This is a genomic window from Ornithinimicrobium flavum (assembly GCF_004526345.1).
GTDB lineage: Bacteria > Actinomycetota > Actinomycetes > Actinomycetales > Dermatophilaceae > Ornithinicoccus > Ornithinicoccus flavus.
In genome coordinates, this window is the sequence record NZ_CP038213.1 from 1808881 (window position 1) to 1829749 (window position 20869).

At 72.1% G+C, this 20869-nt stretch carries 21 protein-coding genes and 1 pseudogene; 12 read left to right on the forward strand and 10 right to left on the reverse strand.

The features are described from left to right. Positions 1 to 12: 12 nt before the first annotated feature. From ccsA to E3Z34_RS08495, 8 genes are all read right to left on the reverse strand, one after another. A complete protein-coding gene (ccsA, locus tag E3Z34_RS18825) occupies positions 13 to 540 on the reverse strand; it encodes a cytochrome c biogenesis protein CcsA (protein ID WP_238695422.1) in 528 nt (175 codons plus the stop codon). Further along, complete coding sequence (locus E3Z34_RS18830; RefSeq protein WP_238695423.1) at positions 489 to 1040, reverse strand: hypothetical protein; 552 nt, start codon at positions 1038 to 1040, stop codon at positions 489 to 491. Before E3Z34_RS18830 ends, ccsA begins: the two co-directional genes overlap by 52 nt. Continuing rightward, positions 1037 to 2686, reverse strand: coding sequence for a cytochrome c biogenesis protein ResB (resB, locus tag E3Z34_RS08470; protein WP_134773245.1), 1650 nt, complete (start codon positions 2684 to 2686; stop codon positions 1037 to 1039). Before resB ends, E3Z34_RS18830 begins: the two co-directional genes overlap by 4 nt. Before the next feature lies 1 nt (position 2687). Then, on the reverse strand, positions 2688 to 3107 hold the full coding sequence (locus E3Z34_RS19755; protein ID WP_338043799.1) for a cytochrome c biogenesis CcdA family protein: 420 nt from the start codon (positions 3105 to 3107) through the stop codon (positions 2688 to 2690). Positions 3108 to 3428: 321 nt separating this feature from the next. Next, positions 3429 to 4028, reverse strand: coding sequence for a TlpA family protein disulfide reductase (locus tag E3Z34_RS08480; RefSeq protein WP_235585442.1), 600 nt, complete (start codon positions 4026 to 4028; stop codon positions 3429 to 3431). A gap of 161 nt (positions 4029 to 4189) precedes the next feature. Further along, positions 4190 to 4777, reverse strand: coding sequence for a CueP family metal-binding protein (locus E3Z34_RS08485; RefSeq protein ID WP_134773246.1), 588 nt, complete (start codon positions 4775 to 4777; stop codon positions 4190 to 4192). 113 nt (positions 4778 to 4890) lie between these two features. After that, entirely contained in the window at positions 4891 to 5532 is a 642-nt protein-coding gene (locus E3Z34_RS08490) for a DUF305 domain-containing protein (RefSeq protein WP_134773247.1), read from the reverse strand. A gap of 319 nt (positions 5533 to 5851) precedes the next feature. Then, the gene (locus E3Z34_RS08495; RefSeq protein ID WP_058889662.1) at positions 5852 to 6625 is read right to left on the reverse strand and encodes a prolipoprotein diacylglyceryl transferase; all 774 of its coding nucleotides are present in this window, start codon (positions 6623 to 6625) and stop codon (positions 5852 to 5854) included. 311 nt (positions 6626 to 6936) lie between these two features. Here E3Z34_RS08495 and E3Z34_RS17685 point away from each other — a divergent pair, with 311 nt between their 5' ends. From E3Z34_RS17685 to E3Z34_RS18840, 8 genes and pseudogenes are all read left to right on the forward strand, one after another. Continuing rightward, complete coding sequence (locus E3Z34_RS17685) at positions 6937 to 7272, forward strand: heavy-metal-associated domain-containing protein (protein WP_058889663.1); 336 nt, start codon at positions 6937 to 6939, stop codon at positions 7270 to 7272. A 142-nt stretch (positions 7273 to 7414) separates the two neighbouring features. Next, the gene (locus E3Z34_RS08505; protein WP_134773249.1) at positions 7415 to 8557 is read left to right on the forward strand and encodes a type II glyceraldehyde-3-phosphate dehydrogenase; all 1143 of its coding nucleotides are present in this window, start codon (positions 7415 to 7417) and stop codon (positions 8555 to 8557) included. After that, entirely contained in the window at positions 8554 to 8916 is a 363-nt protein-coding gene (locus E3Z34_RS18835) for a cation transporter (RefSeq protein WP_238695424.1), read from the forward strand. Before E3Z34_RS08505 ends, E3Z34_RS18835 begins: the two co-directional genes overlap by 4 nt. 70 nt (positions 8917 to 8986) lie before the next feature. Further along, positions 8987 to 9790 (forward strand): HAD-IC family P-type ATPase, encoded by an 804-nt coding sequence (locus E3Z34_RS20430; protein ID WP_476703876.1) that lies wholly within the window; start codon positions 8987 to 8989, stop codon positions 9788 to 9790. Continuing rightward, on the forward strand, positions 9691 to 11016 hold the full coding sequence (locus E3Z34_RS08510; RefSeq protein ID WP_476703877.1) for a heavy metal translocating P-type ATPase: 1326 nt from the start codon (positions 9691 to 9693) through the stop codon (positions 11014 to 11016). The genes E3Z34_RS20430 and E3Z34_RS08510 overlap by 100 nt, the downstream gene beginning before the upstream one ends. Positions 11017 to 11114: 98 nt before the next feature. Next, a complete protein-coding gene (locus E3Z34_RS08515) occupies positions 11115 to 12044 on the forward strand; it encodes a DMT family transporter (RefSeq protein WP_134773250.1) in 930 nt (309 codons plus the stop codon). Between the two features lie 141 nt (positions 12045 to 12185). Next, positions 12186 to 14929: pseudogene (locus tag E3Z34_RS08520) on the forward strand (HAD-IA family hydrolase); the annotation flags it as partial. 45 nt (positions 14930 to 14974) lie between these two features. Beyond that, positions 14975 to 15280: a glycosyl hydrolase family 65 domain-containing protein gene (locus E3Z34_RS18840; RefSeq protein WP_238695473.1), complete on the forward strand. Its 306-nt coding sequence runs from the start codon at positions 14975 to 14977 to the stop codon at positions 15278 to 15280. Positions 15281 to 15292: 12 nt separating this feature from the next. Here the strand turns inward: E3Z34_RS18840 and E3Z34_RS18845 are convergent, their stop codons facing one another. Next, positions 15293 to 15517: a hypothetical protein gene (locus E3Z34_RS18845; RefSeq protein ID WP_238695425.1), complete on the reverse strand. Its 225-nt coding sequence runs from the start codon at positions 15515 to 15517 to the stop codon at positions 15293 to 15295. After that, positions 15514 to 16965 (reverse strand): ABC1 kinase family protein, encoded by a 1452-nt coding sequence (locus tag E3Z34_RS08525; RefSeq protein WP_238695426.1) that lies wholly within the window; start codon positions 16963 to 16965, stop codon positions 15514 to 15516. Before E3Z34_RS08525 ends, E3Z34_RS18845 begins: the two co-directional genes overlap by 4 nt. Positions 16966 to 17214: 249 nt before the next feature. Here E3Z34_RS08525 and E3Z34_RS08530 point away from each other — a divergent pair, with 249 nt between their 5' ends. The 4 genes from E3Z34_RS08530 (at position 17215) to E3Z34_RS08545 (ending at position 20707) form a co-directional block, all read left to right on the forward strand. Continuing rightward, the gene (locus tag E3Z34_RS08530; protein ID WP_134773251.1) at positions 17215 to 17511 is read left to right on the forward strand and encodes a hypothetical protein; all 297 of its coding nucleotides are present in this window, start codon (positions 17215 to 17217) and stop codon (positions 17509 to 17511) included. Between the two features lie 191 nt (positions 17512 to 17702). Continuing rightward, a complete protein-coding gene (locus E3Z34_RS08535) occupies positions 17703 to 18014 on the forward strand; it encodes a metal-sensitive transcriptional regulator (RefSeq protein WP_134773252.1) in 312 nt (103 codons plus the stop codon). A gap of 36 nt (positions 18015 to 18050) precedes the next feature. Continuing rightward, the gene (locus tag E3Z34_RS08540; RefSeq protein ID WP_327281024.1) at positions 18051 to 18386 is read left to right on the forward strand and encodes a heavy-metal-associated domain-containing protein; all 336 of its coding nucleotides are present in this window, start codon (positions 18051 to 18053) and stop codon (positions 18384 to 18386) included. 98 nt (positions 18387 to 18484) lie between these two features. Next, positions 18485 to 20707, forward strand: coding sequence for a heavy metal translocating P-type ATPase (locus E3Z34_RS08545; protein ID WP_134774824.1), 2223 nt, complete (start codon positions 18485 to 18487; stop codon positions 20705 to 20707). The last annotated feature ends 162 nt before the right edge of the window (positions 20708 to 20869 follow it).

Consider the following 20869-nt stretch of genomic DNA (forward strand, 5'->3'; position numbering starts at 1 on the left):
CGGATGGCGCGCCTACGCCACGCCGGAGTAGGAGTGGAGGCCGGTGATGAGCAGGTTGACCACGGTGTAGTTGATGATGACGCAGAGCATGCCGGTGAGCGCGACGTAGGTGGCTTGCCGCTTGGTCCAGCTGCTGGTGGCGCGCGAGTGCAGGTAGGCGGCGTACACGACCCAGATGACGAAGGTCCAGACCTCCTTGGGGTCCCAGCCCCAGTAGCGGCCCCAGGCGACCTCGGCCCAGATGGCGCCGGTGATGAGGGTGAAAGTCCACAGCGGGAAGGCGAAGATGTGCATCCCGTAGGTCATCGCCTCCAGCTTTTCGGCCTGGGGCAGCGCGGCCAGCCAGCCGCGGACCCGGCTCTTGCGCTCGGCCGCGTCCCGGAGCAGGTAGGTGACCGCGAGCGCGGCGCCGATGACGAACAGCGCGACCGACAGGGTGGCCAGGGTGACGTGGATTGTCAGCCACATGGTGTTGTCGAGGGCGGGCATCAGCTGGGAGGCCTCGGTGTACCAGATCTTGCCTGCGACGAGCACCACCATGACGGGCAGCACCACGAAGGGGCCGAGCCAGAGAAGGGGCCGAGCCAGAGCCGGTCCTGCTTCAGGCTCCAGGTGCAGAAGACGACGAGGGCGAAGGACGCGGCGACGATCGCGAACTCGTACATGTTGCCCAGGGGCCAGCGCTGCACCGACAGCCCGCGCATCAGGGTGCCCGCGAGCACTGCGAAGGTGGCCAGCCAGGTCAGCTGCATCCCCAGGACGCCCCAGCGGCGGGTGACGCCGGCCGGGTGGTCGACAGCCGGTGGCTCGAGCGCGGCGGAGGTCGGCGCGGCGTCGGGGAAGGTCGTCGACCCCTCCGTGCCGGTGCCCGTGCGCACGAGCAGGGCGGTCGGCTGGGGGACCGTGTCGTCGGACCGGCCCTGGCGGGCGGCTCCGGTGACCGCCAGGTGCGCGGAGAAGGAGATGAGAGCCAGGGCCAGCACGGCCAGGCCGGCCCAGATGGCGATGTCGCTGGCCAGCGCCAGCTGCGGGTCGGTCATGGGGTGTCCTCGTCGCTTCCTCGGGTGGGCGGCTGGGGTGGTGGCGGGGCGGTGGCGGTGATGCGGCCGAGGACGTCGTCGACGACGCCCTGCAGGGCAGGGTCGGTACCTTTCGGCAGCCCGCCGACCGTCACCACCACATGACCTCCGCCGACCGGCGTGGGGTTAGCGGGGTCGATGCGGACGTAGATCCGGCGGTGGCGAACACCGAGCATCAGGGCCAGCCCGGCGGCGGCGGTCAGTGCGAGAGCGAGTGCCGGCATCCGACCCGGGTCGTGCCGGACCAGCAGCCCGGCCCATCGGATGACGCCCTCGAGCTCCACGGTGGTTCCGTCGGGCAGCTCGAAGTACTCCCCGGGGCGTAGGAGCATCGCGACCGGGGCACCGTCGGCGTCGGTGATCTGGCTCATCTGCTCGGTGTCGATGGTGAAGACCGACTGGGGCCGGCCGTCGGCGAACAGGTCGCCCTCGAACGCGGTCAGCGCCAGGGCCGGGTCGGCCAGCCCCGGGAAGGAGGAGGTCATGCCGAGCTCGGGGTCGAGCCGGAGGGTGGGCAGGAAGCCACCGACCAGCCCGAGCCCGGGGTCGCGACCGGTGACCTTGATGGCTCCTTCGCTGGCGTAGTTGTTGTCCTGGGGCAGGAACGTCACGGCCTCGGAGTACAGGACCTGCCCGTCCGGGTCGCGGACGGTCACCACGGGCGCGTAGCCGTTGCCGAGCAGGAAGATGGAGTCCCCTCCGACGGAGACGGGATGGTTGACCGCGAACTGCTGCTGCTCGGGGGTGCGTCCGGGGATGTCGACGGTAGCGAGGCCGTCGAAGCGGCGGGGCTGGCCGAACTGGGCACCCTCGGCCTGGGTCTCGAATGCCACGTCGAGCCGGTCGAGCTGCACGGTGAAGGTCGGGATGTCGTCGGTGCTGGCCAGGGGTCCGAGGTTGAGGGTGTCGAAGCTGGCCGGTCCGGCGGTCCACGACTGGCCTTCCTTGATGATGATCTCGCCCCGCCAGCCGAGCAGGTGCCCGGCGGCGAACGCGACGATCACCCCCAGCATGGCGAGGTGGAAGAGCAGGTTGCCGGTCTCCTTCAGGTATCCCTTCTCGCCGGTGACGGACCGGTCACCGGCCCCGGCCGGGCTCAGCCGGTACCCCTTGGCGGTCAGGACGTCCCGGGCCGCCGCCAGAACGGTCTCCGGGGCGCCGGGAACGGTGGCCTCGGCCACGGCGGGCAGCCGGCTCAGGCGCCGTGGTGCCCGTGGTGGCCGGGACCGCAGGGCCCGGGCGTGCTGCGCGGTCCGCGGGACGATGCAGCCGACGAGGCTGATCATCAGGAGCAGGTAGATCGAGGCGAACCACGGGGAGGAGAAGACGTCGAAGAGGAACAGCCGGTCCAGCCAGGGGGCCAGGCCCGGGTGGTCCTCGACGAAGGCCCGTACCCGGACCGGGTCGACCGAACGCTGCGGGAACAGCGAGCCGGGGATGGCGGCGAGGGCGAGCAGCAGCAGCAGCAGGATCGCGGTGCGCATGCTGGTCAGCTGGCGCCAGCCCCAGCGGACCCACCCCAGCGGGCCCAGGCGTGGTCCGCCCATGGTGGTGCGGTCCTTGGGGTAGGCCGGCTCGATCCGCTGCGGCGCCTGGGTGTCGGGCACCTCAGATCACCGTGGTGAAGTTGCCGGTGAGCCGGGTCTGCACCCAGGCCATCGCCTCGGCCCAGACACCGAGGACCATGAGCACGCCCAGCAGGATCAGCAGGACCCCGCCGGCCCGCTGCACGAGCAGGTAGTGGCCGCGCAGCCAGCGCGAGCCACGACTGACCGACCCCATGCCGGCCGCGACCAGGACGAACGGCAGACCGAGGCCGACGCAGTACGCCACGGCGAGCACGACCGCCCGGCCGAGCGCGCCGTCACCGGGCAGGATCGAGGTGCCCAGGGTCTGGATCGCGGCGAGCGCGGGCCCGGTGCAGGCGGAGAAGCCCAGCCCGAAGACGACGCCCAGCAGAGGAGCGCCGGCCAGCCCGGACGCCGGGCGCCAGCGCACGGAGAAACGGGGGGAGACCTGCAGCAGCATGACCAGACCCAGCCCGGACGATGAGGCCGCCCACGCGCAGCAGCAGGTCCTGGTTGGCGGCCAGGACCATCCCGAGGGAGGAGATCACCACGCTCATCGCGATGAACACGACGGAGAACCCGGCCACGAACAGTCCTGAGCCGACGACGGGGCGCCACCGGGGCGGGGCCGGGGTCCGGGGGGCGCCGCCGCTCATGCCGGAGAGGTAGCCGATGTAGCCGGGGACCAGCGGCAGCACGCACGGGCTGGCGAAGGACACGAGGCCGGCCAGGGCCGCGATCGCGGCGGCCAGCAGCAGGGGGCCGGTGAGCACGACCTCACTCATCGCCGGCCTTCGCTGTCGAGCACGTCATCGACCAGGCCGCGCAGGGTGGTGGCGTCGACCGCGCCGCTGACCCGCGCGGCGACCCGTCCCTGCCCGTCCAGGATGATCGTGGAGGGCGTGGCGACCGCCAGCCCGCCCAGCTGGGCGCGGGTGCGCCCGCCGTCGTCCTGCAGGGAGGGGTAGGGGATGCCGTGCCTCTCCTGGAAGGCCAGGGCGCTGGGCACGGAGTCGCGGGAGTTGACGCCGACGAACTGCACCGGCTCACCGGCCTGCTCCAGGTCGGAGGCGACCCGGACCAGGTCCGGTGTCTCCTCGATGCACGGGGCGCACCAGGACCCCCACACGTTGATGACGACCACCTCGCCGTTGTGGTCCGCGGCGGACCACGGGTCCCCCTCGAGCGTGGTGCCCTCCAGCGCCAGCACGCTCCGGCGCTGCTCTGGTGCCAGGGACTCGATGGTGCCGTCGCCGGCCACGTAGCCCTTCTGGTCGCCCTGGCGCATCTGCTCGGAGATGCTTGAGCCGGACTGGCCGCAGGCGGCGAGCAGCAGGGCAGCGGCCGCCACCAGGGCGGCCATCCGCGAGGTCCGTCCCACCGGTGCTCCTCCTTCCCGCGTGGGCAGCCCGGGCACTGCCGAAGGCGTCGCCTCGCCGGTCCCGGCACGCGTGGAGGTCGTTGTCCGGCGCGGGGTTGTGCTGCTCCCCGGGAGGAGCCTGAGGGAACCCGGGTGGCGGTGCTGGCTGCTCATGGTGCCGCCTACCGCAGCTTCAGGGTGGTCAGGCAGGTGGGGGCGTCCGCTCCGGTGGTGATCGGCGTGCTGGCCGTGCGGCCCTCGTGCTCGACCGTGAGGGTGGCCGTCAGGTCGGCCGGGAGCCAGAGCCCGGCGAACCCGTTGTCCTGGGTCCGCACGGTCTGGTCGACCAGGACGGTGCCGTCCGGCTCGCTGACCACCCGGAGGGTGACGTCCTGGTTCGCGAGCTCACCACGGCAGGTGGTGAGGCTGTGGAAGTGGCATTCGTGGGTCTGGTCCAGGTAGGGGGCCACCGAGAGATAGAACGTGTCCTCGGGCAGCGGCAGCCGGGCCTCGCGTCCTTCGCCGTCGGAGAGCAGCACCGCCGCGGGCTGCACCGAGGCGATCAGCCCTGACTGACGCCCGGACACCGGGGTCGCCTCCAGCCGGTCGATGACCTCCCGCGCGTCCAGGCCCGGCAAGCCGTGCGCGGTCAACAGATCCTGCTGGCCCTCGACCGTCGGCGTGGTGGTCGCGGGGGTGCACCCGCTGAGGACCAGCAGGGTCAGGAGTACACCGGCGAGCGGCGGGAAAAGGGATGCTCGAGAACGCATGCGGGCCACCGTAACAACCCCTACCGGGTCGGGGTATGAGGGGTCTGGCCCGGCCGGGGCGGGGCGAGAGGTGTGGTCGCGGTTCCGGTGGCTGTCGTTGCCTGAAACGGAGGTCACAGGTTCTGCAGCAGCTGCTCCATCGTGGCGATCTCGGCCTCCTGGTCGGCGATGATCTTCTCGGCGAGCTCCAGCGCCTGCGGGTTGCGCCCGTCCTCCAGTTCAGCCTGTGCCATCTCGACGGCACCTCGGTGGTGGGCGATCATGAGCTCCAGGAAGCGTCGGTCGAAGTCGGTCCCGGAGAGGGTCTGAAGCTCGGCCATGGCCTCCTGCTGGTTCATCCCGTCCATCTCCATGCCGCCCATGTCCATGTCGCCGTGGTCCATGCCACCGGTCCCGCCCGCGGGGGTGCTCTCCTCGCCCCAGGCGCTGAGCCACGACTTCATCTTCTCGATCTCCGGGCCCTGGGCCGCGGAGATGTCCTCGCCGAGGGCACGCACCTCCTCCGAGCCGGCCTGCTGCACCGCGAGGTCGGCCATCTCGATGGCGCCCTCGTGGTGCACGATCATCATCTGCGCGAAGGTGGTGTCGGCGTCGTTGTGCGCCTCGTCGGTGGCCGTCTGCGTGGTGGCGGGGGCGCCGCCCCCGCCGGCCGTGCCGGATGGCGTGCCGGAGTCCTCGGCGCTCTCACCGCACCCGGCGAGGACGAGGGCCAGGGTGGCGATGGCAGCAGGGAGCAGGGTCTTGGGGCGGTTCATCAGGAGCCTCCGTGTGTGGGCGGGTGACCGTCGCTCCCGACGCCGCCGTGGACGAGGGTTGGGCGGACGGTCCTTTCCCTCCGACGCTAACCGACGGTGGAAGTGCGGCGAGACCGCAACGGGCCGGGCTCGGGACATCTCCATCAAGTCTCCACAGTTCCTCGGTCTCGCGCACGGACAGGCCCGGGGACCTGCGTGCCGGGCAGCCTCGACGAGCCTGAGCAACGGTCGCCGTGTGCGCGTGAGGGGTCGAGGTGTGTGACACGGAACGCCCGGTATGGTGCCCGGATCGTCACACAACCCCCGCCGTCCCTGAGGGTCACGCGGTCTGGGGAACCACGTGGTCCTGCGGCTGTCCGCCGGGGGGCTGCAGCCGCCCGGTGCCCAGGACCAGCGCCCCGCCGACGGCGACGCTGACCAGCGCCCAGAGCTGGGGCTGGGTCAGACCTGCGAGGACCGGGTCGTTGATGCGGACGAACTCCACCGACAGGCGCGCCAGGCCGGACAGGACCAGGTAGGCGCCGAACACCTGGACGGGGGCCCACCGGCGCCCGAGGTAGGCGAGGACCGCGACGATGAGGACGGCGGCGGCGGCCTCGTAGAGGGGGGTCGGGTGCACCGGGACGTCGGTGGGGACGACGCCGTTCGGGAACGCCATGCCCCAGGGCAGGTCCGTGGGGCGGCCGTAGGTCCCGTCCCCCGAAAGGAGGCATCCCAGGCGCCCGATCGCGTAGGCGACGGTGAGAGGGACCGCGACGGCCCCGGCGACGATGCCGCCGGGCAGCTGGTGGCGTCGGATGACGACGAGGGCGGCCGCGGTGCCGCCGAGGAGCCCGCCGTACCACGTGAAGCCCATGCCGCCCAGGTCGTGGAGGCTGATCGAGGGGAGCTGCTCGAGGAGGTAGTAGATCTTCGCGCCGACGAAGCCCCAGACGGTGGACCACAGCACCAGGGCATGTGCGGAGTCCTTGCTCAGGCCCCGTCGCTCGAAGGCCCGGCCGAGCAACCACGCCGCGACCAGCGCAGCTGCCGCCTTGCTGAGGCCGTAGGTCTGCACGTCGAAGCCGAGGATGGTGAACAGCACCGGACGCATCGTGTCTTCTCCCGTCGTGGTCAAACGAAGCTGTGAGCCGCCCGTCTTCACCGGTGGCCACCGCGCCTTCGACGCCATCATCACCGGGTTACACGGAGGTGGGCGGGGCTTTCGGTCGAGATTTGATGAAGACGCACCGCAGGCAGGTGGCGCGAGAAGAAGGTCTGGTCCACCGCGACCGGCGGGCGGTACCGGGATGCCGTGATCGAGGCTCCATCGAATCTCCACCGTCGCGGTGCCGGACCCCGACCATCCTGTGGTTTAGTGGCAGTCAACTGGTACCCCCCCACGGGGGTAGGCGGAGGTGGACGATGGCGGTGACACGGACCTACCGGGTCTGGGGACTGACCTGCGGTGCCTGCCTGGCCGTGGTCCTGGACGCCGTGCGTTCCCTGCCGGGCGTGCGGTCGGCGGCGGTGGACCTTGTCCGCGAGGGCGGGTCCCGGCTCGTCATCACCGCGACGAGGGAACCGCAGGTCGAGACCATCCGTGCCGCGGTGGAGCTAGGAGGGTTCGTCCTGGGCCGGTCCAGAGCCGGACGGGCCGGCTCCGGCTCGTCACCGGGAACCGGCACGGTGAACGGCCAGCCGGCCCTGACCGCCAACGGTCCTGTCGCGACCATGGTCCCCGACGCGGCGTATGCCTGATGGTTCGCGAGCCTGAGGTGGCAGCCACCAGGGCGGTCGTGCCGACGCCTGGGCCGCAGGAGCCCTGCCGTTCGCGACGGGGCGGGGGCGTCACAGGTGCCGACCGAGTTCGAAGACCGAGAAGACAAGAACGGAGACACAGATGAACGTCCAGGTTGCCGTCAACGGTTACGGCGTGATCGGGAAGCGGGTCGCAGACGCGGTGCGGGACATGCCGGACATGGACCTGGTCGGCGTCGCCGACATCGCCACCGACTGGCACGTGCGCACCGCCGCCGGCCTGGGAATCCCGGTGTTCGCCGCGACCCAGGAGACACGCGCCGCGATGCGCAGTGCCGGGGTGGAGGTGGCCGGCACCCTGGATGAGCTGCTGGCCCAGGCCGATGTCGTGGTGGACACCACCCCCAAGAAGGTCGCCGCCACCAACCTGGAGGTCTACCGCTCTGCCGGGGTCAGGGCCGTGTTCCAGGGCGGGGAGTCCCACGCCACCACCGGGCACTCCTTCGTCGCCCAGGCCAACTACGCCACCGCGCTCGGCCGGGACACCACCCGGGTGGTCTCCTGCAACACCACCAGCATCGTGCGCGTGCTCGGCGCGCTGCAGGATGCGGGCCTGCTCGCCCGTGCGCGTGGGGTGCTGATCAGGCGGGCCACCGACCCGGGCCAGTCCCACCAGCGCGGGATCATGAACACCGTGGTCCCCGAGGGTTCCATTCCCTCCCACCAGGGCCCCGACGCCCGTACCGTCCTGCCGGGGCTGGACGTGGTCACCATGGCCGCCAAGGCGGCCCACACCCAGACCCACAACCACTTCTGGACGCTGCAGCTGACCCGCCCGGCCAGCCGGGAAGAGGTCCTGGACGCGCTGCGGGCCGCACCCAGGATCGCGTTCATCCGCATGGCCGACGGCCTGACCGCGTTGAACACCACCGTCGAGCTCATGGGCGACCTGGGCCGGCCCCGCGGTGACATGTGGGAGGTCGCCGTGTGGGAAGACGTCCTGACCGTCGAGGGGGAGGAGGCCTACCTGACCTACCAGGTCAACAACGAGGCCATCGTCATCCCCGAGACCATCGATGCGATCCGGGCACTGGCCGGCACCGTGACCGACGGCGCCACCTCCATCGCGCTGACGGATCAGGTCCTGGGCATGCGCCGGGAGTTCCTGCCCCCCCGGTCCCGGCGACTATGGCCTGAGACACCACGGACGGGTCGGCATCCGGCCGGGGGCGTCCCTGCTTGCACGATCTGTCGGCCACGGGCCGGGAAGGAAGACCAACCATGAAGAATCGGACCACTGTCCTGGAGGTGGGTGGCCTGCACTGGGCCACCTCCGAGCCTGTCATCGAGAAGACGCTGCTGCGCCGCCCCGGCGTGCTCGCCGTCGAGGCCAGCGCCGCCTCCCAGAGCGCGACCGTCACCTACGACCCGGGCACGACGTCGGTGGCCCAGCTGGTGGGCTGGGTCAACGCCTGCGGCTACCACTGCGCCGGGCAGTCCATGCCGGACCACCTGTGCCACCCGATGACCGAACCGGCCCCGACGGCGCCAAACCGGGCACGACGCCCACGAGGGCCACGCCGGGCACAGCAGCCGGGCCGGGCACGAGGCGCACGCTGGGCACGCGGGCCACGGGGGCGGTGAGGAGGCGGACCGCTCCGCGCAGGCGGTGATGGGCCACGGCGGGCACCACGGCGGCGGGTCGATGGAGGACATGGCTCGCGACATGCGCAACCGGTTCCTGGTCGCCCTGGCGCTGGCTGTCCCCATCACGATCTGGTCCCCGCTCGGGCGGGATGTCCTGGGGTTGGACCCGCCGCTGGCGTTCGGGCTGCGCGACGACGTCTTCACCCTGGTCCTGTCGCTGCCGGTGGTCTTCTACTCGGCGTGGATCTTCTTCGACGGCGCCTACCGGGCGCTGCGGGCCAAGACGCTGGACATGATGGTCCTGGTGGCGGTCGCCGTGGGCGCGGGGTGGCTGTACAGCCTGGTCGTCACCCTCACCGGCGGTGGTGAGGTCTTCTACGAGGCGGTCACGGTCCTGACCACCTTCGTGCTCCTGGGGCACTGGCTGGAGATGCGGGCCCGGGGTGGTGCGAACGACGCGGTGCGCACGCTGCTGCAGCTGGCCCCCTCCCGAGCGGTCGTGATCCGGGACGGGCAGCCGGTGGAGGTTCCGACTTCAGAGGTCGTCGTCGGGGACTTGCTGCTGGTGCGGCCGGGGTCGAAGATCCCCACCGACGCGGTGGTGGAGGAAGGTGAGTCCGAGGTCGACGAGTCGATGGTGACCGGGGAGTCCATGCCGGTGGAGAAGGCACCCGGCGCGGAGGTGATCGGCGCGTCGATCAACACCACCGGCACCTTGCGGGCCCGGGCGACCAAGGTCGGGCGGACACCGCGCTGGCGCAGATCGTCAAGATGGTCCAGGAGGCCCAGAACTCCAAGGCCCCCGGTCAACGCCTGGCCGACCGGGCCGCGTTCTGGCTGGTGTTCGTCGCCCTCATCGGCGGCACCCTGACCTTCACCGTGTGGATGCTCGCCGGCGCCGGTGTACCGACCGCGATGCTCTTCGCGATCACCGTGGTGGTCGTCACCTGCCCCGACGCCCTGGGGCTGGCCACCCCGATGGCGATCATGGTCGGCACCGGGCTGGGCGCCCAGCGGGGGGTGCTGTTCAAGAACGCCACCGCCCTGGAGGGGACGGCGAAGATCGACACGGTGGTGATGGACAAGACCGGCACGCTGACCAAGGGCGAACCGGAGGTCACCGACGTCGTCGCGGCAGGCATGAGCGAGGAGGAGATGCTGGCCCTGGTCGCCGCGGTCGAGCGCGAGTCCGAGCACCCGCTGGCCCGGGCCATCGACAACCATGCCGCTTCGCGGGGCGTGCCCGTGCTGCCCGTGAGCGAGTTCCTCAACGTCCCCGGCCACGGCGCCACCGCCATCGTCGACGGACGCCGGGTCCTGGCGGGCAACCTGCGCCTGATGACCGCCGAGAACGTCGACCTCGGCGACCTGGCCGCGAGCCGGGACGAGCTGGCCGCGTCCGGACGCACCGCGGTGCTGGTCGCCGTCGACGGTCGTGCGGTCGGCGTGATCGCCCTGGCCGACGCCGCCCGGGACACCGCTGCCGCAGCCGTCGCCGCCCTGCACGAGTCCGGGATCGAGGTCGTCATGCTCACCGGCGACAACGAGGCCACCGCCCTGCGCATCGCCGACCAGCTCGGCATCGACACCGTCATCGCCGAGGTCCTGCCCGGGGACAAGGCGGAGAAGATCGCCGAGCTGCAGCAGGCCGGAAAGACGGTGGCGATGGTCGGGGACGGCGTCAACGACGCCCCGGCGCTGGCCAAGGCCGACATCGGTATCGCGATCGGCGCCGGGACGGACGTGGCCATCGAGACCGCGGACATCGTCCTGATGCGCTCCGACCCGTTGGACGTCTCCGTGGCCCTGCGCATCGGCAGGGGCACCGTGCGCAAGGAGCGCCAGAACCTGACCTGGGCCATCGGCTACAACGCCATCGCGCTGCCGATCGCCGCCGGGGTGTTCTACCCCGCCTTCGGACTGATGCTGCGCCCGGAGATCGCGGCACTGACGATGTCCGGGTCCACGGTGATCGTCACGATCAACGCCCTGCTGCTCAAGCGGCTCAGGCTGCCCGCGCAGCAGGTCCCCGGGGCACCGCAGCGCGCCGCCAGCGAGCCGGAGCCCACCGCACCGGTCCCGGCCGGCACCCGCTGACCGGGGCCGGCGTGGACGTCCCCGCGGGCACCACAGCTCCTGCCGCTGCGGCGGCCCGAGCGGTGACCGCGGCACCTCGGCGGCCGAAGCCGGTGCGGATGCTGTGGATCACCGCGGCCTGGGGTGCGTGCTTCGTGGCGATCGAGTGGGGCCTGCGCGACGCCCCGCTGCTGTGGTTCGCCGCCCTGCGGGCGGTGGTGGCCGGCGCCGCCCTGCTGGCGCTGGGTGGTCTGCAGCACCGCCCCGGCCCCACCGGTCGGCGGGCCTGGGGGCTCCTGACGGTCCTGGGCCTGGTCAACGTCACGGTCGCCTTCGCCGCCATGTTCGCCGGCGTCGCCGGCGGCGCTGCCGGCACCGCGGCGGTGCTGGCCAACGCCCAACCGCTGCTCATCCTGCTGCCGGCGTGGTGGATGTTCGGCGAGCGGCTGTCCCTGCGCACGGCTGCCGCCCTGGTGGTGGGGTTCGCCGGGCTGGTCCTGGTGGCGCTGCCCGGGGGCGGGGGCCGCGGGGCCGCCCTGTCGCTGCTGGCGGCGGCTGCCGTCACCGCAGGCACCCTGCTCTCCCGCCGACTGGCCGGGCTGGACCTGGTCACCGCCACGGCGTGGCACCTGCTGATCGGCGGGGCGGGCCTGGTGCTGCTGGCCGCGGCCGTGGAGGGCGCGCCGGTGATCTCCTGGACCCCCCGCTTCGTCGTCTCGCTGCTGTTCCTGGCCCTTGTCGGCACCGCGGCGACCACGGTGGCGTGGTTCACCGAGGCCCGCCACAGCCGGCTCGACACGTTGACCGCGTGGACGTTCCTGACGCCCGTCTTCGGCATCGCCCTGGCCTCGCTCGCCCTTGGCGAACGTCCGGGCGGGTGGACCGCCGTCGGCCTGGCTGCGGTGCTCATGGCCATGTGGGCCGCCCTGCACCCACCACGCCGGCCTCCCGCGCCCGCCGTGCGCGTCGCTAGCCCTGAACGCCGCGACGGCGACCGCCGCCCCGGGCGGGCGCACCCGCGGCGGCCCGGGGAGCGCCACCACACCTGAGCCACCGACCGGAGGAGAACCGTGCCACACCCGAGCACGCATCCTGCACCGCGCAGGCAGACGCCGGCCCCGACCGGGGCCGTACCGCCGCAGGAGGCGGTGATCTTCGACCTGGACGCGGTGGTGACGGACACCGCCACGGTGCACGCCGAGGCGTGGCGGGTCATGTTCGACAGCGCCCTGACCGATCCCCGGGCCGGGACAGGAAGCACCGGCGGACCGTTCGACGTCCAGACCGACTACCACCGCTACGTCGACGGGCGTCCCCGCGAGGAGGGCGTGCAGGCCCTCCTGCGCTCCCGCGGCCTCCACCTACCGGTGGGGACGGCCCAGGACCAGCCCGGATCGTGGACGGTGCACGGCCTGGCCGCCCGCAAGGACGAGATCTACCTCGAGCGGCTCCAGAAACAGGGGGAGCGAGCGTTCCCGGGGACGGTGGACCTGCTGCGCCGGCTCAAGGCCGGCGGGGTGCCGGTGGCGCTGGTCGGCGCCAGCCGCCACGCCCGGGCCGTGCTCGCCGCGACCGACCTGCAGGGCCTGTTCGACGTGGTGGTCGACGGCAACGACGCAGCCGAGCATGACCTCCCGGACAGGCCGGACCCGGCCGTGCTCCTGCGGACGGCCCGAGAGCTGGGAGTGGACCCTGGCCGGGTCGCGGTGGTGGACGACGCCGTGGCCGGTGTGCAGGCGGCCCGCCGTGGCGGGTTCGGCCTGGTGGTCGGGGTGGCCAGGGCCGGGCAGCGCGGCGCCCTGGAGGCGGCGGGGGCGCACCTGGTGGTCGAAGACGTCGCCCAGCTGGACCTCGGGGCGTTGCGCGCCGACCCCTGGGTCCTGGTCTACGAGGGCTTCGACCCGGCCCACGAGGGCCACCGGGAGGCGCTGACCACTCTGGGCAACGGCTACCTGGGCACCCGCGGCGCCGCCCCGGAGCGGGCCGCTGACGGCGTGCACTACCCCGGCACCTACCTGGCCGGGGTCTACAACCGGCTCACCTCCACCGTCCACGGTCGACGGATGGAGGACGAGCACATGGTCAACGCCCCGAGCTGGTTGCCGATGGACGTGGCCACGGAGACTGACCGCTGGTGGTCGACCGGCGGCCTGACCACCTCGCAGGAACGGCGCGAGCTGGACCTGCGCGCCGGCGTGCTGACCCGGACCGCGGTGCTCACCGACGGCACGGGACGCCGGCTGCGGCTGACCCAGCGACGCCTGGTCTCCATGGCCCGTCCGCACCTCGCCGCGCTGCAGACCACCCTCGTGGCCGAGGGGTGGGACGGCACCGTGCAGGTGAGGTCGGGCATCGACGCCGCAGTGGTGAACTCCAACGTCGCCGAGTACGCCGCCCTGGCCGACCGCCACCTGCGCACCGCCGCGGTCGAGACGCCGCAGGAGGGCACCCTGCTGGTGGAGGTGCGGACCACCCAGTCCGAGGTGAGGATCGCCACGGCCACCCGCACGGTGGTCACCGGCGCAGGGCCGGGGGGACCGGTGCTGGCTCACCAGGAACGGTACGCCCAGGTGTTCGAGGTCGACCTGCGTGACGGTGACCCCGTCACCGTCGACAAGACGGCCGCCATCTTCACCTCCCGGGACCGGGCCATCGCCTCCCCGCGCCTGGCGGCGCTGGAGGCCCTGGCCACCGTCCCGCGCGGGTTCAGGGACCTGCTGCCCGCGCACGAGGAGGCGTGGGCGAGGGTCTGGGACCGGTGCGGTGTCCAGCTGGAGACCGACGTCCAGACCCAGCTGGTGATCAACCTTCACCTGTTCCACGTGCTGCAGAGCCTGTCGGTGCACACCGCCGAGCTGGACGCCGGGGTGCCGGCCCGCGGACTGCACGGGGAGGGCTACCGGGGGCACGTGTTCTGGGACGAGCTGTTCGTGCTGCCGGTCCTCACAGCCCACCTGCCACAGGTCAGCCGTGGCCTGCTGGACTACCGGTGGCGGCGCCTGGACGCCGCCCGCCGGGCTGCCGACCGGGCGGGCCTGCCCGGGGCGATGTTCCCGTGGCAGTCCGGCAGCGACGGGCGGGAGGAAACCCCCGTCATGCTGTTCAACACCCCTCGGGGCGGTGGATGCCGGACAACTCGCGCCGCCAGCGCCACGTCGGGCTGGCCGTGGCGTTCAACGCCTGGCAGCACTACCAGGCCACCGGGGACGTGGCGTGGCTGGCCCGGCGCGGCGCCGACCTGATCGTGGAGGTCGCGCGGTTCTTCACCGCCCTGGCCACCCACGACGCCGCCACCGACCGCTACCACATCGCCGGGGTGATGGGCCCGGACGAGTACCACGACGGCTACCCGGACGCGCCCGGGGAGGGCCTGACCGACAACGCCTACACCAACGTCCTGACCGCCTGGGTGTGCCGACGTGCCGGGGAGATGCTCTCGATCGTGGCCGGCCACGAGTGCGACGACGTCCGCACCCGGTTGCACGTCCGCCCGGAGGAACCGGCCGCCTGGGACCGGCTCGGCAGGCGCCTGCACGTGCCCTTCCTGCCCGATGGCGTCATCGGACAGTTCGCCGGCTACGAGGACCTGGCCGAGCTGGACTGGGACGGCTACCGGGCCACCTACGGCAACATCGGCCGGCTCGACCTCATCCTGGAGGCAGAGAACGACTCCACCAACCGGTACAAGCTCGCCAAGCAGGCCGACGTGCTGATGCTGGTCTACCTGCTGGGACCCGAGGGCCTGCTCTCGACCCTGGAGCGGCTGGGCTACCCCACGAGCCACCAGCAGCTGGCCCGCACGGTCGAGTACTACCTGGCCCGCACCGCGCACGGCTCCACCCTCAGCCGGGTGGTGCACGCCAGCGTGCTGGCACGGATAGACCCCGGACGCGGGTGGGCCACGTTCCGGGAGGCGCTGGCCGCGGACCTGGACGACACCCAGGGCGGGACCACGCAGGAAGGCATCCACCTGGGCGCCATGGCGGGCACCATCGACATCATCACCCGGGCCTTCGCCGGATACCGCACCGAGGGTGACCGGGTCATCCTCGACCCGCGACTGCCGCACGGACTGGGCGCCGCACGCTTCCAGCTCCAGCACCGAGGCCAACGCCTCCACGTGACCGTGGACCGGGACACCTTGTCCGTCGGCGCCGACGCCTGCGCGGGGCGAGCACAGGTGCACCTGCAGGTCGCGGGCGCACCCGTGGTGGTGCCCAGCGGGCAGACCCGTTCCTGGCCCGCCCGCCCACGTACGTCCGTGCCCAGCACCGGGTCAGGGTGACGTCCGTCCCGGTCACGACCGGGACGGTGACCGTCGAGGCGCCGGCTGCGGGGCGGGTGCCCTGACCCGCTGCGTGCGCAAGGTGCGGCCGTGCTGGGAGCTCTTGGCCAGGTAGGTGCCCAGCACGCCGAGGGCGCCGGCACCAGCGACCACCAGCGGTCCCTGCAGCATCTTCTCCCGCCCGGTGTTGGCGGCCACGATGTGCCCGAGCCCGTCGATCAAGGCGGCGGCGATCATACCTGCGATGACCCGGTTGCCGATGCGGTCGGCCTCCCGGATGGCCTGGTGCAGGTCGGCGGTACGCAGGTGGACGTCGAACCCGCCGCGCTCCAGCACCTCGGCCAGACCGCGAAGGCTTCTCGGAGTCTGAGCCCCGGCGTCCAGCAGGTCGCGTGCCAGTTGAAGGACCCGGTCCACCATGGCGTCGGGGGAGTGGCGTCGCAGGGCGAGGCGTTCGGCATAGGGGGCGACCACGCTGCTGAGCTGGAAGTCCGGATCGAGGCGCCGCCCCAGCCCTTCGGCCATGAGCAGCATCTTGAACAGAAGAGCAGGTCTGTGGGCAGGCGCAGCTGGTGGCGCCGCACCAGCGCCAGGACGTCGGTGATCAGTCCGGTCAGCGCCAGGTCTGCCAACGGCACCCCGCCGAACCGCCCGACAAGGGGCGCCAGCCCGGCGCGCAGGGCTTGCCGGTCGACGCCGGGCGGGTTCCCGACCAGGTCGAGCATCGCCTCCGTGGTCCGGTCCAGGTCTCCTCGCAGAAGGGGAACGAGCAGGGCGATCAGCTGCTCTCGAAGGGCGTCGTCGAGCTCGCCCACCATGCCGAAGTCGATCACGCCCAGGCTGCCGTCGGGTGCGACAAAGAAGTTGCCCGGGTGCGGGTCAGCGTGGAAGAAGCCGTCCTCGAAGACCATCTGGCACAGCACCCCGGTGGCCCGCTCCGCAAGCTCCCGGCGGTCGATGCCGGCCGCGTCGAGGGCCGCCACGTCGTCGATCTTCAGGCCGTGGACGCGTTCGAGGGTCAGGACCCGGGAGGTCGTCGTTTCCCAGAACACCGCCGGGATCTGCACGTGGGGGTCGTCGGCGAAGTTGGTGGCGAACCGCTCGGCGTTGTGGGCCTCTGCGAGGTAGTCCAGCTCGGCGAGCAGTGTCGTGGAGAAGTCCTGCGCGATGCCGACCACGTCGTAGCCGCGGGCTACCTCTGAGTGACGGGCCGCGGTGACGGCGAGGTTCTGCAGGATCTCCAGGTCGGCTCGTACCGTCTCCACCGCCCCTGGCCGGCGGACCTTGACCACGACCTCCGTGCCGGCGAGGCTCGCGGCGTGCGCCTGACCGATCGACGCGCTGGCCAGCGGTGCGTCGTCGAAGCGGTCGAACACTCCCGGGTCGCCCACCTCCTCGGTGAGCGCCTTCAGGATCACCTTGGTCGGCACGGCCGCCGTGTCGTCCTGCAGCTTGGCCAGCTCCACGGTGTACTCGGAGGGCAGCAGGTCGGAGCGGGTCGAGAGGAGCTGGCCGAGCTTGACGAACGTGGGGCCGAGCTGCTCCAGGGCCAGCCGCAGGTGTTCGGGTTGGGTGTACGTGCGCCCCTGCTGGTGCCCGGGAAGGCCGCGGTGGAAAGGAAAGCGCCCCTGCAGCCCCATGGCCCCGATGGTGAACCCGAACCCGTGGACCGACAGGGTCTCCACGATCTCTCGGTACCGGTCCCGTCGCGAACCCACCGGTCACCTCCACGGACGTCCTTCTGGTCGCACCTCTGATCGAGGAGAGGCCCAGCCTACAGACGGGCGAGGAGCGGGGCCTAATCTTCATCAGATCACCACAGAAGAGCCGCCTCGTCCCCGGGTTCAAGAGGGACCCTGAAGGTGTCAAGAGAATGCGCTGTAGCAGCGAGCACACCTGAGCGCGAACGCGCAGGGTTGCGGAAAGAAGGAACCATGATGAACCACAGCGGTGCCGGTCACCTCAAGGGAATGGCCCTGCTCGTCGCAGGAGTGTTCGTCGTCCTGCTGCTGCTCGGCAGGGCACCGGGGGAGGCCCTGCTCCTCGCCGCCGTGCTGTCCTGCCCACTGATGATGGTGCTGATGATGGTCGGCGGCCACGGCGGCCACGGCGGCCACGGCGGTCACGCGGAGCACGGTCCGCAGGACCACGCCGACGACGCGTACCCGCTGGACCAGACGACGCCAGCCGGCGCGCGTCCGGGCACCGAAACCGGACGGCGCACGCACTGACACGCCTACCGCTGACAGGGGTGCGTGCACGGCGACCGGTGGGCGCGCAGCCTTGTCGACGAGCTGCCACCGCTCGCCCGCAGACTGGCGTCCTGCGTCACGGCCTGTGTCCTGTGCGGAAGCTCGCGGTTGTGTCCCGGAATGAACCCTCGGGGGGTATAGTTGTCCCGTAGCGGAAGGAGGTGCCCACCATGGCGCTCGAGGAGACGACCGCGGGCCCGGCAGGTCCCGGGTACGTGAACAACAAGGACGCCCAGCTCAACCGGCTGCGCCGGATCGAGGGTCAGGTCCGCGGGCTGCAGCGGATGGTGGACGCCGACTCGTACTGCATCGACATCCTCACCCAGGTCTCCGCGGCCACGAAAGCGCTCGAGGCGGTGGCCCTCGGCTTGCTCGAGGACCACCTGCGCCACTGCCTCGCGCACGCGAGCAACGACCCGGCACAGCTGGACCAGAAGGTGACCGAGGCCTCCGCGGCCGTCGCCCGGCTCATCCGCTCCTGATCAGACCCAACCCGCAACGACCGAGAGAAGAACCACATGGACACCGCAAGCACCCCCAGTACCCAGCTGCCGATGGCTCAGGCCGGCGGGTGCGCCTGCTGCGCAGCACCCGAGACCAGCCAGGCCACCACCACCGTCCAGGAGGACACGATGAACACCCAGACCTTCGCCGTCACCGGTATGACCTGTGGTCACTGCGCCAGCGCCGTGACCAGCGAGCTGCAGGGCCTGCCCGGCGTCACCGACGTCACCGTCGACCTGGTCGCCGGCGGCACGTCCACGGTCACGGTCGCCAGCGACGCTCCGCTGGCTGAGTCCGACGTCGCAGCCGCCCTCGACGAGGCCGGCGACTACCAGCTCGCCAGCAGTTGAGCACCCCTGCGGCCAACGGGCAGGAAGGAACAGGAGTGGCCACCCAGGTAGGGACGTCGGCCGAGCAGACGCGCGATGTCGAGCTGCTGGTCGGGGGGATGACGTGCGCATCCTGCGCCAGCCGCATCGAGAAGAAGCTGAACAAGCTGCCCGGCGTCACGGCCACCGTGAACTACGCCACCGAGAAGGCCAAGGTCAGCTTCGGTGGAGATGTCGAACCGGCCGACCTGCTCGCCACGGTGGAGGCGGCCGGGTACACCGCCTCCCTTCCGGCCCCGGCCCCTGCGAGGTCCGACGAGGATCAGGCGCCAGGGGCCGGGGACGGTGAGGCCGACGCCTGGCGCCAGCGGCTGCTGGTCTCGGGCGCGTTGACCGTGCCGGTGGTGCTGATGTCGATGGTCCCGGCGCTGCAGTTCGACAACTGGCAGTGGGTGTCCCTGACCCTGGCCTCCCCGGTCGTGGTGTGGGGCGCGCTGCCGTTCCACCGCGCGGCCTGGACCAACGCCCGCCACGGCGCCGCGACGATGGACACCCTGATCTCGGTGGGGGTGACCGCGGCCTACCTGTGGTCGCTGTGGGCGCTGCTGTTCACCCACGCCGGCACGACCGGGATGCGGATGCCGTTCGAGCTGCTGCCCAGCCGCTCTGGCGGCGAGGCGCACATCTACCTGGAGGTCGCGGCCGCGGTCACCACCTTCATCGTCGCCGGCCGCTACCTCGAGGCCCGCGCGAAGCGGGCCTCCGGTGCGGCGCTGCGGGCCTTGCTGGACCTGGGCGCCAAGGAGGTGGCCGTGCTGCGGGACGGCCCGGGCGGGCCCGTGGAGTCGCGGGTGCCGGTCGCCTCCCTCGCGGTCGGCGACCGGTTTGTCGTCCGGCCGGGTGAGAAGATCGCGACGGACGGTGCCGTGGTCAGCGGCACCTCGGCGGTCGACGCCTCCATGCTCACGGGTGAGTCGGTCCCGGTCGAGGTCGGCCCGGACGACAGCGTCGCCGGAGCCACCGTCAACGTTGGCGGGCGGCTGGTCGTCCGGGCCACCCGCGTCGGCTCCGACACGCTGCTGGCGCAGATGGCGCGCCTGGTCGAGGATGCCCAGAACGGCAAGGCCGAGGTGCAGCGCCTGGCCGACCGCATCTCCGCGGTGTTCGTGCCGATCGTGATCGGGCTGTCCCTGGCCACCCTGGTCGCCTGGCTGGTGGCCGGTGCCTCCGCGGCCGCGGCGTTCACCGCCGCCGTGGCCGTGCTGATCATCGCCTGCCCGTGCGCCCTGGGGTTGGCGACGCCCACGGCGCTGCTCGTCGGCACCGGCCGCGGCGCCCAGCTGGGAATCCTCATCAAGGGCCCCCAGATCCTGGAGTCCACCCGCCGGGTCGACACCGTGGTGCTGGACAAGACCGGCACGGTCACCACCGGCCGGATGGGCGTCCTCGGCGTCCACCCCGCTGACGGCGAGTCCGTCGAGGAGGTTCTGGCGCTGGCAGGCGCCTTGGAGGACGCCTCGGAGCACCCCATCGGCCGGGCGGTCGCTGACCACGCCCGGGCCGCCGGGCAGCACCTGGCCCCGGTGCACGACTTCGCCGCGCACGGCGGCAACGGCGTCTCCGGCGTCGTCGAGGGCCGGGGGGTCCTGGCAGGCCGCCGCTCCTGGTTGGCCACCGAGTGGGCGCTGAGCATGCCGGCGGACCTCCTCGAGGCCGCCGAACGGGCCGAGGCCGAGGGGCGCACCCCCGTCTGGGTCGCCTGGGACGGCCAGGTCCGCGCGGTGGTCGTCGTGGCCGACACGATCAAGGATACCTCGACGCAGGCGATCACCGAGCTGCGCCAGCTCGGGCTGCGACCGGTGCTGCTGACCGGCGACAACACCCGGGCGGCCCAGGCCGTGGCGCACGCGGTCGGCATCGCGCCCGGTGACGTGGTCGCCGAGGTGCTGCCGGCCGACAAGGTCGCCGCGGTCAGACGCCTGCAGGACCAGGGCGCGACCGTGGCCATGGTCGGCGACGGGGTCAACGACGCCGCCGCCCTGGCCCAGGCCGACCTGGGACTGGCGATGGGCACGGGCACCGACGCCGCCATCGAGGCCTCCGACCTGACCCTGGTCACCGGTGACCTGCGCGCCGCCGCTGACGCCATCCGCCTGGCCCGGGCCACCCTGCGCACCATCAAGGGCAACCTCTTCTGGGCGTTCGCGTACAACGTCGCAGCCCTGCCGCTCGCGGCGGCCGGCCTGCTCAACCCCCTCATCGCCGGCGCCGCGATGGCGTTCAGCTCGGTGTTTGTGGTCACCAACAGCCTGCGACTACGCCGTTTCGACCCCAGCCGCTGAACCGGGTCGCGACGCGGACACCGGAAGCCGCCCGGCGGACGTGAACTGTGGCGAAGTGATCGCGTCTGCCTCCTCACCGCCATGTGGTTGTGGGTAGGTCATGTCCGTCAGGACGTCTGCCTTGAACCGCCCCGTACCGCCCGGTCTGTCACCCAGCCCTCG